The organism is bacterium, from assembly GCA_026398675.1.
Classification (GTDB): Bacteria; RBG-13-66-14; RBG-13-66-14; order RBG-13-66-14; family RBG-13-66-14; genus RBG-13-66-14.
Genome location: JAPLSK010000054.1, coordinates 1 through 10,722 on the forward strand (window position 1 = coordinate 1; position 10,722 = coordinate 10,722).

13 protein-coding genes and 1 pseudogene are annotated in these 10,722 nt (G+C 65.4%); 10 read left to right on the forward strand and 4 right to left on the reverse strand.

The genetic code is table 11. The features are described from left to right. The 5 genes and pseudogenes from NTW26_00825 to rplI all read left to right on the forward strand — a co-directional run bounded on the left by NTW26_00825 (position 1) and on the right by rplI (position 3,291). Positions 1-1,423 (forward strand): annotated as a pseudogene (locus tag NTW26_00825) (sodium/proton-translocating pyrophosphatase). A gap of 138 nt (positions 1,424-1,561) precedes the next feature. Further along, on the forward strand, positions 1,562-1,834 hold the full coding sequence (gene rpsF / locus NTW26_00830; GenBank protein MCX7020818.1) for a 30S ribosomal protein S6: 273 nt from the start codon (positions 1,562-1,564) through the stop codon (positions 1,832-1,834). 70 nt (positions 1,835-1,904) lie between these two features. Beyond that, a complete protein-coding gene (gene ssb, locus NTW26_00835) occupies positions 1,905-2,327 on the forward strand; it encodes a single-stranded DNA-binding protein (GenBank protein ID MCX7020819.1) in 423 nt (140 codons plus the stop codon). Between the two features lie 29 nt (positions 2,328-2,356). Further along, complete coding sequence (gene rpsR, locus NTW26_00840) at positions 2,357-2,590, forward strand: 30S ribosomal protein S18 (protein ID MCX7020820.1); 234 nt, start codon at positions 2,357-2,359, stop codon at positions 2,588-2,590. 50 nt (positions 2,591-2,640) lie between these two features. Continuing rightward, positions 2,641-3,291 carry a 50S ribosomal protein L9 gene (gene rplI / locus NTW26_00845; protein MCX7020821.1) on the forward strand — a complete coding sequence of 217 codons (651 nt, stop codon included), beginning with the start codon at positions 2,641-2,643 and terminating at the stop codon, positions 3,289-3,291. A gap of 102 nt (positions 3,292-3,393) precedes the next feature. Here rplI and tsaB read toward each other — a convergent pair whose 3' ends face one another. From tsaB to NTW26_00865, 4 genes are all read right to left on the reverse strand, one after another. Then, positions 3,394-4,047, reverse strand: coding sequence for a tRNA (adenosine(37)-N6)-threonylcarbamoyltransferase complex dimerization subunit type 1 TsaB (gene tsaB, locus NTW26_00850; GenBank protein MCX7020822.1), 654 nt, complete (start codon positions 4,045-4,047; stop codon positions 3,394-3,396). Then, positions 4,035-4,574: a tRNA (adenosine(37)-N6)-threonylcarbamoyltransferase complex ATPase subunit type 1 TsaE gene (tsaE, locus tag NTW26_00855; GenBank protein MCX7020823.1), complete on the reverse strand. Its 540-nt coding sequence runs from the start codon at positions 4,572-4,574 to the stop codon at positions 4,035-4,037. Before tsaE ends, tsaB begins: the two co-directional genes overlap by 13 nt. Positions 4,575-4,682: 108 nt before the next feature. Next, a complete protein-coding gene (locus NTW26_00860) occupies positions 4,683-6,530 on the reverse strand; it encodes a hypothetical protein (protein ID MCX7020824.1) in 1,848 nt (615 codons plus the stop codon). A 26-nt stretch (positions 6,531-6,556) separates the two neighbouring features. After that, positions 6,557-7,036 (reverse strand): hypothetical protein, encoded by a 480-nt coding sequence (locus NTW26_00865; GenBank protein ID MCX7020825.1) that lies wholly within the window; start codon positions 7,034-7,036, stop codon positions 6,557-6,559. A gap of 425 nt (positions 7,037-7,461) precedes the next feature. Here NTW26_00865 and NTW26_00870 point away from each other — a divergent pair, with 425 nt between their 5' ends. From NTW26_00870 to NTW26_00890, 5 genes are all read left to right on the forward strand, one after another. Beyond that, positions 7,462-8,442, forward strand: a complete 981-nt coding sequence (locus NTW26_00870; GenBank protein ID MCX7020826.1) for an ATP-dependent 6-phosphofructokinase — start codon at positions 7,462-7,464, stop codon at positions 8,440-8,442. Between the two features lie 10 nt (positions 8,443-8,452). Further along, positions 8,453-8,884: a polymer-forming cytoskeletal protein gene (locus NTW26_00875; protein ID MCX7020827.1), complete on the forward strand. Its 432-nt coding sequence runs from the start codon at positions 8,453-8,455 to the stop codon at positions 8,882-8,884. Between the two features lie 90 nt (positions 8,885-8,974). Continuing rightward, on the forward strand, positions 8,975-9,307 hold the full coding sequence (locus NTW26_00880) for a hypothetical protein (protein MCX7020828.1): 333 nt from the start codon (positions 8,975-8,977) through the stop codon (positions 9,305-9,307). 127 nt (positions 9,308-9,434) lie between these two features. Then, a complete protein-coding gene (locus NTW26_00885; GenBank protein ID MCX7020829.1) occupies positions 9,435-10,364 on the forward strand; it encodes a hypothetical protein in 930 nt (309 codons plus the stop codon). Positions 10,365-10,422: 58 nt separating this feature from the next. Then, on the forward strand, positions 10,423-10,722 hold a 300-nt coding region (locus tag NTW26_00890), incomplete at its 3' end, for a hypothetical protein (protein MCX7020830.1).

The following is a 10,722-nucleotide window of genomic DNA, read 5'->3' on the forward strand; positions in this document are numbered from 1 at the left end:
GCTTCGCCATGGGCGCCTCGTTGATGGCGCTCTTCGCCCGCTCCGGCGGCGGTATCTTCACCAAGGGCGCAGACATGGCCGCCGATCTGGTGGGCAAGGTCGAGGCCGGCATCCCCGAGGACGACCCCCGCAACCCCGCCGTCATCGCCGACAACGTGGGCGACAACGTGGGAGACGTGGCCGGTCTGGGGGCGGACCTCCTGGAGAGCTACGTCGAGAGCATAATCGCCAGCATGGCCCTCGCCGCGGCGATCAGCCTGAGCGCGGTGGACCGGAGCCTCATGCTCCTGCCGCTGGTCGTGGCGGCGACGGGCACGGTGGCGAGCGTCCTGGGCGTGTTCTTCACGAAACTCGTTGGTCGTAAAAATCCCCAGGCGGCGCTCACCGGCGGCACTTACCTGGCGGCGTTGCTGACCGCGGTGGCCGCCTATTTTCTGATCAATTGGCTCGGGACGCCCTTCGCGGGCTACGACAAGCTCGGCCCCTTCTGGGCGACCCTGGCCGGCATCGGCACCGGCGTTCTGATCGGCCTGACCAGTGAGTACTACACATCCTCGAAGTACAAACCGGTGAAAAGGCTGGCCGAGGCCAGCGACACCAACGCGGCGGTCACCGTCACCGAGGGGCTGGCCGTGGGCATGGAATCGCTCGGCATCCCGGTCATCATCCTCGCCGCTTCGGTCATCCTCTCCTACCACGTGGCCGGGATGTACGGCGTGGCCATGGCAGCGGTGGGGATGCTGGCCACCACGGGGATGGTAGTCAGCGTGGACTCCTACGGTCCCATCGCCGACAACGCCGGCGGCATCGCCCAGATGGCGGGGCTGGACCCCAAGGTGCGCAAGATAACCGACCACCTCGACGCCGTGGGCAATACGACGGCGGCAATCGGCAAAGGGTTCGCCATCGGCAGCGCCGCACTCGCGGCCCTGGGGCTCCTGACCGCCTACCTCTCCATCATCGGCACCACCGTGGAGGCAACCCTGACCAACCCCAGGGTGCTGGCCGGCCTCATCTTCGGCGGCATGCTCCCCTTCTTCTTCTCCAGCCAGCTCTTCCGCGCCGGTGTCCGGGCGGCCGAATGATTGTGCCCGGCCTCTCGGCCGTCGCCGTGCCGGTCCTGGTCGGATTCCTCCTGGGACCCTTGGCCCTGGCCGGGGTGCTGGTCGGCTCCATCGTCACCGGCGTGATGGTGGGCGTTTTCACCGCCAACTCCGGCGGCGCCCTGGACAACGCCAAGAAGTACATCGAAGAGGGCAATTTCGGGGGCAAGGGCTCCCGGGCGCACAAGGCGGCCGTGATAGGCGACACCGTGGGGGACCCCCTGAAAGACACGGTGGGGCCTTCCATCAACATCCTCATCAAGCTCATGGCCGTCGTCAGCCTGGTCATCGCCCCCATTCTGCCCGCCGTAACCGGTTAGGGGTTGCGCGGAAGGGCGCATATATTGTAAAGTAGCGCCTCCGAAGTTGAAACCGCACGAGGGAAAATATAAGACAAGGGGTTTCGCCGGAGGCGTAGCTCGCTCCGCTCGGTTAAACCACTTGCCTCCTGGGGGAAAATGCGCGACTACGAGACCACCATCCTTCTTACAGCCGATATCGAAGCCGACCGCCTGGAGGCCAAGCTGGATAGCTTCCGCCAGCTCTTCGGGGAGGGCATCGAGATAAAGGACCAGGGCGTGCAGAGGCTGGCGTACGTGATAAAACGGCGCACGCAGGCCCGCTACCTGATGATTTTCCACAAGAACGAGCCCGATCGGGTCGCCGACATCGAGGCCAAGCTGCGACTGGACGAAGCCGTCATCCGCTTCATGACCTGCCGGGGCGAGTAGGCGAACCGAGCGAAGCGAGCTACGCCATCGGCGAACCGAGCTATGCCCTTGGCAAAAGGGAGGGGCGACCATGGCGAATTACAACAGGGTCATCCTCGCGGGGAACATCACCCGCGACCCGGAGCTGCGCTATATAGCCAGCGGGCAGGCGGTGGCCACGGTGGGGCTCGCCGTCAATCGCAAGTTCAAAACCAAAGAGGGGGAGCAGCGGGAGGACACCACCTTCGTGGACTGCACCGCCTGGGCGCGACAGGCCGAGGTTATCTGTGAATATGTAAAGAAAGGCGACCCGATCCTCATCGAGGGGCGGTTGCGGTACCACACCTGGGATGACAAGGAAACGGGCGCCAAACGGTCCAAGCTCGAAGTCGTAATCGAAAATTTCCAGTTCCTAAGCCGTGGTCCGGGGGGGCGGAAGCCCGATGCCGCCGAGGACTCTGCGCCAAAGGGCGACGAGATGGAGCCGCTCTCCGACGACGACATCCCTTTCTAGGACGAGGTTAGAACGTGGGCAAGAAGAAGATGAAAAGACGCGTCCTGCGCAAGCGGACCTGCCGGTTTTGCAAGGACGGGGTCAAGGACATTGATTACAAGGACCTGGAGCTCATCCGCCGCTACGTCACCGAGCGGGGCAAAATCCGCGCCCGCCGGACGACCGGGAGCTGCGCCAAGCACCAGCGTCAACTGTGCGCCGCCGTCAAGCGCGCGCGCATCTTGGGCCAGATTCCATTCCGCCTCGAGTACCACCGACATTAACCCGTCGGTCGCAAACGGCCGGCGTTGTTCAGGTCGAACCGGGTGAATTTATGGAAGTGATTCTCCGTCAGGACGTGCCGAATCTCGGGAAGCGGGGCGACGTGGTCCGTGTCAAGAACGGCTACGCCCGTAACTTCCTGATTCCCAGGCAGTTCGCGATGAAGGTGACCTCCGGCACGCGCAAGCAGATCGAGATCGAGCGCGCGGCCCACAACCGCAAGCTGGACCAGATGCGCGGACAGCACGAGGAGCTCGTCGGCCGGATCGAGTCGTTGAGCTTCACCGTGGCCGGCAAAGCCAGCGACGCCGGACGGCTCTACGGCTCGGTGGGCGAGAACGAGGTCGTGAAGCTCCTGGCCGCCCGTGGTATCGAGATCGGCCATCACCAGGTTATTCTCGAGGACCACATCAAGCAGGTCGGCCTCTACCACATCCCCATCCGCTTCCAGCAGGACCTGATGGCCCAGGCCAACGTTTGGGTCGTGGCCGAGGGCGACGAGCACGGGGCCGGTCTGCCCGAGGACGTGCCCGAGCCGCTCCTCTACATCGGCGGGCACCAGAGCCTGGAAGAGGCCCGGGCCCACGCCGAGGAGATACTCGTCGAGGAGGAACCGGCCGAGACGGAGGAACAATCTGAGGATTCCTTCGAGGTCGAGGACGAAGAGGCCGGCGAAGAGGACGAGGACGAACCGTCCTCGTGATTCCCTGGAAAAAAGCGACCCCGCCCGAGGGCGGGGTTTTTTTATTTCGGGCCGGTCGTCACACCTACGACTGTTCGGTCCCGTCTCGATGCGGGATTTTTTTTAGCGCGGGGCAGGTCTGGCCGCAGGGCGTTTCACGTAAAGCGGCCGGATGCGCGCCGCCTCGTCCGTCTCACCCCGGATGAGGCGCTCCCAGGCTAAGACTCCCAGGTGCACCGGGGACACCCAGTCGGGCTCCCGGATGATCCGGTTCGGGGAAATTCCCGCAACCTCGAGGTCCGCGCCGATGTACGCTCCGGCCGGGTAGCGGCGCTTAAGCCCGCACGCGGCGACCAGCCCGCACCCTCCGAGCGGCTCCCCGTTCCGGAAGAGCTGCGCGTAATAGAGCCCAGCCCCCGCCGGGAGGGTGGCGCAGACGGTCTCTCCCTCCCGCAACTCCCCCTTCGCCCCCCGCGCGATGCAGTCCAGGCTGCCTACCCCGATGAGCTTCAATCCAAGCGATTCCACTAAACCCAGGGCGGTGGCCAGCCCCACCCGGATGCCGGTGAAGGAGCCGGGTCCCAGGGCCACGGCGACGGCGGTCAAATTCTTCCAGGTCAATCCGGTTTCTTCCAGGCAGTCCCGCGCCGCTGAAAGGAGCCTCGCCCCGCCGGTCTCGGTCGGCGCAATCTCCCGCCGGGCGACGGGTTCGCCATTCTCGAAGAGGGCGGCGCCGCCGCGGCGGGTGGCCGTGGCAAGGGTGATCAGACGCTCCAACCTTCCACTCCCGCCAAGAGGTGCAGGTGCCCCGCGTCCAGGGTCGTGAGGACCGCTCTGCGCCCCGTCCCCTCGAAGTCGAGCGAAATGTGCAGTCCCTCGACGTCCGAGTGACCGTGCCCGAAGGGAAAATGGGGCGAAGCGAGTAATGCCCCGGCAAACCGAGCGGAGCGAGCTACGCCTCCGGCGAAACCGCGTTCGGCCCACTCCACCGCCAGCACCCCCTCCGGTCCCGGCAGCTCGTCCAGGCCCAGCTCCGCCGCCGGGTCCCCCCCGGCCTCGAACCGATACAGGTCTGCGTGGTAGAGGGTCAATCGTCCGTGGTACTCACGCAGAAGCTGGAAGGTGGGGCTCCTCACCCCCCGCTTTATCCCCAGACCCCGCGCTACTCCGCGGATGAGGGTCGTCTTCCCCGCGCCCAGCTTCCCGGTCAATAGGAGCGTCTCGCCGCCGCGACAGGACCGTCCGATCCGCTCGCCCAGGGCAATCGTGGAATACTCGTCGGGAAGCGTTATGCGGTTTTCCATCCACAGGCAGGGGGTTTAACCGAGCGAACCGAGCGAAGCGAGCTACGCCTCTGGCGAACCGAGCGAAGCGAGCTACGCCTCCGGCGAAACCCCTTGTCTCCTTTTCCATCAGTTAAAGAACCAGACGCCGCCCAGGCCGAACTCCGACCCGGTCCCCAGGCCCATGAAGGTGAAGGTCAGGCTGTGCGCCGATTTAGGGACTCCGACCGCCATCTCGGTCCAGCGCTCCGGGGTCAGATTGCAGAAGGTTGAGTATGCGCCCGATTCGGCGCGGCACGCCGGTTCTGACGCGCCGCTCACGTAGAGGCGCAGGCAGACGACCCGGGTGAGAGGCGGCAGAAGCACGTCAACGCGGACGGCCTCGGCGTTCCTGCAGACGCGGCAGGTATCGGCGAGGGTGGTGCTGCGGCCCCACATCTCCACCGGCAGCAAGGCCAGCTTCCAGTCGAGATTGGCGGGCCCGTAGGTCTCAAGGTTGACGATTCCGGCGGATTCCCCGCCGCCTCCGATGTCGAGCCAGTTGATGAGCATCCCATCGCCGATGCGCTCCAGCACGCCGGGATCCCAGAGCCCCTCCCGGCGCTCCAGCGGCTCCCAGTCTATGCGCCAGATGGCGTCGGGGACGTCGTATTTCGGAAAAACACGCTCGAGAAGCGGGGTTGAACGCACCTCGGCGATGTTCACCCCGTCGCTTACGACGTACGTCGGGCGGCGAATCCGCACCCGACGGGCCCAGCTCTCAAGCACCACCGCCAGGTTGCGCGGGCCCTCACAGATTTTTGGCGGGAGCGCCCCGGAGAGGTCCACTACCGGGACGTCGGCGATGCAGCGGTAGGCCCCGGGTTGGGATGTGGCGATGACGGTCCGGGGAGGCAGGATTTCGGGAACGCGGCGGCAGAGGTCCAGTACATTCCCCTCGACGCCGCTCTGGGGGAAATTTGCGAGCGGGGGCACCACGAAAGCCAGGGCCACCGCCACTGTGACCCACAACCGGACCCTTCCGCGTTCCTTCCAATACGAGCCGCACCAGGTTACGCCCACCACTACCACCAGGGGCGCCGCCCACAGGACCATGAGCTCCCCGCCCCGCATCACGAGGTAGGTCACCACCACGGAAATGACGATAGCCGCCAGGGAGGTCCGCAACCTGAGCTTCGGGACGGCGAGGGAGAAGGCGGCGGCGGCGAGGAGGAAACCTACCACCGAGGCGCCCAATAGAGTGAAGATTCGAATCGGCAGCGCCGCCACCAGCGCGATACGCTGCTCCATCGCCGTTGCGCCGCAGAGGGTGAGGGGGGCGAGCACTTCCCTCAGGGGGTTGGACTCGAAGAGAATCGGCCCGAAGACGGCCCGGGCCGCCGCCAGGGCGAAGGGGATAAGAAGCAGAAGGTAGCGCTTCTCCAATTGCTTGCGCTTGACGGCGTCTATGGCCGGCACGGCCAGGGCGAAGGCCAACCCGGCGAACATGCCCGGATAGCTGGTCAGGGTGAGGGCGCCGGCGGCGATCGCGAGAGTTCCGATGCCGCGGAGCACGCCGATGACGGCGATAACCAAAAAAAGGGCGTCGAAGGCGATGGGCTGTAACGAAGAGGAAGCCGTGATGACCGAGGGGGAGAGGGCCACCGCCAGTCCGGCGATGCAGGCGATTATCGGCTCGGCTCCGAGGTCGACCGCCAGGAAGAAGGCGGAGAGGCCGAAGCCTACTAGAATCAGCACCCCCAGCACGCGGGCCGTGGTCGTCCCGGCCTCCCCGCCGAAAATCAGGCGTCCCGCCGACAGGAGCCCCACGAGGAGGGGGTTGGCGGTGGCGTCACTCGAGGGATCGTCCACGTTGACGCGGAAGCTCTCCCCGGCCAGGAGTTCCTCGGAGAAGGAGAGCTGCAAATAGGCGCCGTCGTCCAGTCCTCCGCCGAGGGCGTGGAAGAGGATCCCCGCCAGGGCCGCGACGGCCGCCACGAGGAAAATGTAGGCCCCCCGGGAATTCAGGAGGCGTCGTTTTCGCGCTGGAGCTTGGCCTTCTGCCAAAGGGCCTCGAGTTCGGGTAGGTCCAAATCGGTCAGCGAGACGCCCCCGGCGGCGCACCGCGTCTCCATCCACCGGAGCCTCTCCTGGAATTTCTTTATCGTTCCAATCAGCGCCTGCCCGGGGTCAATTTTCAAGAAGCGGGCGAGGTTGGCCAGGGAGAAGAGAACGTCGCCCAGCTCGTCGGCGATCCGGTCCCTCCGCCCGTCCTCCACGGCCCGGCGGAGCTCGACCGTCTCCTCTTCCAGCTTGTCCAGGACGCCGCCCACCTCGGGCCAGTCGAAGTGGTAGTTGGCCGCCTTTTCCTGTGCCCGGACCCAGGGTGAAGGTCCCGTCGCGCTCCGCCAGCAGGCCGATGAAGCTCGCCAGGTACAGAACGTCGCCCAGCTCCTCGATGATCCCGGTGGAACTTTCACCCGCAACAGCTTCGTAGAATTCATAGGCTTCCTCGATCAGATACCGGGCCATGCTGCGAATGTCCTGTTCGGCGTCCCAGGCGCACCCTCCCGGGGAGAGTAGGGTTCTCAAGGTGTCGAGCAGCCGGTCGTAGGATTGCACCGCTTTGCTCCTCGTTGTTGAGGCGGCCTGTGAAGTATACGGGGGACCCGGGGGAACTGTCAATCGGCTGACAGATTTGGGTTTACCGGTTCGTACCCCGTAACGCGGCGGGTGGGCCGGTTTTCCGGTAGTCTCCACTCGGGTTCCCGAGACGCGGGGTGTGGTTTCCGGGCGCGGAGCCTGCGCTCGAAGCGGCGTCGCCACGTTGACTAGGTGGAACCGGTGTGCTAATCTTCCCCCCGACGGAGGGGGCCGAAAACCGCTCCCGACGGACGCTTAGCGGCCGGACATCATTTTCCGGAGTCCCATGGGGGAAGAACTTAATATCGCCGTGCTGACCTCGGGCGGGGATTCCCCCGGGATGAACGCCTGCATCCGGTCCGTGACCCGGACGGCGCTCTACGGAGGCCGTAAGGTGTCCGGGGTGTTGGACGGCTACGAGGGCCTGTTGAATGGCAAATTCAAGGGCCTCGTGAGCCGGGATGTGGGTGGGATACTAGACCGCGGCGGGACCTTCCTCGGCACCTCGCGCTCGGAGGAGTTTCTGGGGGCCGAGAATCGGAAACGGGCTTACGGGCACCTGAAAGATAAAGGAATTGACGGACTGGTGGTCATCGGCGGCAACGGATCCGCCGCCGGAGCCCACGCCGTGGCCCGGGAAACGAAATTCAAAGTCGTCTGCGTGCCCGCCTCCATAGACAACGACGTCTTCGGAACGGATAACGCCATCGGCTTCGACACCGCGGTGAACACGGCCCTCGACGCCGTGGACAAGCTCCGCCAGACCGCCGACAGCCATCACCGGATATTCGTCGTCGAGGTCATGGGACGCAAGTCGGGAGCCATCGCCCGGGAGGTGGCGCTGGCCGGCGGGGCCGAGGCGGCCGTGGTGCCCGAGGTGCCCGAAAGCGCCGAGCTTCCGCCGCTGGCTGAACGGCTGACCTTCAACCTGAAGCGCTCCCGGAAGAAATCGGCCGTGGTCATCTGCGCCGAGGGGGCCGGCCGGGCCGAGATCATCGCCGAGGAGTTGGAATCGCTCACCGGCATCGAGTGCCGGGCCACGGTGCTCGGTCACCTTCAGCGCGGAGGAGCGCCCACCTCCTACGACCGGAACCTGGCGGCGCGCCTCGGCTGGGCGGCCGTGAAAGCAATCGGTGAGGGAAAGAGCGACGTCCTCGTCGGGCTGATAGGGAACAGCATCCGGGAGACGCCTCTCGATAAGGTCATCGCCCACGAACACCGCTTCAACCACCAGGAGTACGCGCTCCTGGGAATCCTGAGTCTGTAGGTACAGGACAATGGGTTTTTTCGACTTCCTCAAACGGAAAAACAAGGCGGAGCAGTCCGCGGCGGCACCCGAACCCACCGCGGCGAGAAACAAGCTCCCCATCGGGTTCTACGTCTCCCCGGACGACGAGATCGCCGGCGAGGTGAAGGGGAACGTGAACGTGCTGATTCAGGGCACCTTCGAGGGGGAGATTGACGTCTCCGGCCTGGTGTGGGTGGCGGAGGGGGCGAAGCTGGCCGGCGTGGTCCGCTGCGACGACGTCCGGCTGGAGGGCCACGCGGTCGGCATGTTCTACGTAAACGGGGTGGCCGATATCGGCCCCGTGGCGCGTTGCGATGCCGAGATGGTCGCCGGGCGTATATGGCGCGACGGGTCCTTCGTGCAACCGATACCCGCGGGGAAAGACGCCCCGGGTCAACCGACAGCCACTCCCCTGGGGTGAGACGGTCGGTCGGCGGTGTCCGCGTCTAGACTAGAAAGACGGTGGACGAGGGTCGAATCCCTCGCCCGAGATAGTGAAAGAAGGCATACGATGCGAGCCCTGTGCGTGTTAATGAGCCTGCTCCTCTTCAGCGTCCCCGTCCTGGCCTCCACGGGTAGCGGCTCCGATACCTCCTCCGATCCCCAATCGGAGTGGATCCTGACTCTTTCACTGGTGGGTCTGGTGGGCGTAGGTCTGGCCCTGTTGGCGATTTTCACCCCCGAAGACACGAGTGATGAGGTAATCGTCTCCAACCCGGAAACGGACGACGGGACGGTGGACTCCGAAGCGCTGGAGGCCGTCGAGGCTTCCCGGGAGGCCGAGGCGGACAAGGATCAGGACACCACCGAAGACGATCTCTTCAAGGGGATCGAGGGGGACTAGCGGGGTTGCCATCTTGAAAAGATACACCGGTGCCGCATCTTCATTTGGCGGCAAGGGGCTTTACTGGGAGCATAACTCGGTTCGCCGGGGGCGTAGCTCGGTTCGCTCGTTTAAACCCCTTGTCTCTGTGGTGGCGGCGTCCATCATCGCCTTAATCCTTGGCGGTTGCGAACCGTCGGCCGAGGAGACCGCGGGGCTCGGCGGCTGCTGGGTTCTCGACGGCTCCCAGGGCGTCCTGGTGCTTCTGTCCAAGGACGGTGACGTGGAAACCGTCGCGGACAATTTCGGCGACGCGGATTATATGGCCGCCGAGGCCCAGACGGGCACACTCTGGGTGTGCGATTCCGACGCCGCGAGGCTTATCAAAATATCCAACTCCGGGCAGAAGGAGCTCTACGTCAGCGGTTTCGTCCACCCCGAGTCGGTGGCGGTGGACTCGGACACGGGAGACGTGTACCTGGCGGACTCAGGCGCGCTAGAGGCGGTCGCCCTCGACTCCGACGGCAACACCCTGTGGCGGAGCGGGCTCGATTCGCCGCCCCGCTCGATCGCACTGGCGGGCGGTGACGCGCGGGTCGTCCTGGTCCTGACGATAATTAACCAGAACGGATTCCACGTCCTCGGCCTCGATCCCACCGACGGCGGGACGGAGTTCGAGCTGGTCCTGGAGGGCGGGTACTACGATCTAAGCGCCGATCCCGACGCGGATTGTTTCTGGCTGGCCACCGGGGATGCTTTGGAGAAACGCTCCCTTTCCGACGGCTCCCTCCTCGTGACCGTGGATGGACTGGGGAGCCCGCGGGTCGCCGGAGCGATGGGCGACGGATGTTGGGTTTTCGACGCCGCCGGGATGGACCTCCTCTTCGTGGATACGGACGGGGTAGTCACGGCGGAGGTCGAGGACCTCCCGGGAACCCCCGAACTATCCACCCTGGAGGACAAAGTGTGGCTCTCGGTACGGGAGGCCGATCTGGTGGCGCTCTACGATTCCACCGGTGAGAGGGAGGTTCGGGTGAGCACCATCCTGGACCCCTCACCCTTGGCCGCGGTGCGGTAGTTACGGATTCGGGTCGGCCTCGGGCAGGCCCATTCTTTAACCGATTGCGGGTGATAACGTGATCGAGGGTCGGGTCGAAATGATGCGGTCCCGGCGGCGCAAGCAGAAACGCAGGGTGGTGGCCCTCGTGGTGGCTTGCGTGCTGACGGTCGCCGTGGTGCTCGTCCTCTGGCGACCCTGGGAGACGGAGGAGAACGCGTCGGGCGTCGAGACGCACGACGGTGAAATTGCTACGGTCAACGAGCTGCCCAACGGCAACGAGCCGCCTGACGAAATTGTCCTCCCAAGGCACTACTCGGTGGAGGTCTGGCACACGCCGGCGGACGCCGAGAAGCTCAACGACGTGGAGTACCAGCTC

What these genes read in the sequence shown, in the direction of transcription:
- tsaE (MCX7020823.1), bottom strand. Translation starts at nt 4,574, where the DNA reads ATGGAAAACCGCATAACGCTTCCCGACGAGTATTCCACGATTGCCCTG.
- NTW26_00865 (MCX7020825.1), bottom strand. Translation starts at nt 7,036, where the DNA reads ATGAATTCTACGAAGCTGTTGCGGGTGAAAGTTCCACCGGGATCATCG.
- NTW26_00870 (MCX7020826.1), top strand. Translation starts at nt 7,462, where the DNA reads ATGGGGGAAGAACTTAATATCGCCGTGCTGACCTCGGGCGGGGATTCC.
- rplI (MCX7020821.1), top strand. Translation starts at nt 2,641, where the DNA reads ATGGAAGTGATTCTCCGTCAGGACGTGCCGAATCTCGGGAAGCGGGGC.
- NTW26_00875 (MCX7020827.1), top strand. Translation starts at nt 8,453, where the DNA reads ATGGGTTTTTTCGACTTCCTCAAACGGAAAAACAAGGCGGAGCAGTCC.
- ssb (MCX7020819.1), top strand. Translation starts at nt 1,905, where the DNA reads ATGGCGAATTACAACAGGGTCATCCTCGCGGGGAACATCACCCGCGAC.
- rpsF (MCX7020818.1), top strand. Translation starts at nt 1,562, where the DNA reads ATGCGCGACTACGAGACCACCATCCTTCTTACAGCCGATATCGAAGCC.
- rpsR (MCX7020820.1), top strand. Translation starts at nt 2,357, where the DNA reads ATGAAAAGACGCGTCCTGCGCAAGCGGACCTGCCGGTTTTGCAAGGAC.
- NTW26_00880 (MCX7020828.1), top strand. Translation starts at nt 8,975, where the DNA reads ATGCGAGCCCTGTGCGTGTTAATGAGCCTGCTCCTCTTCAGCGTCCCC.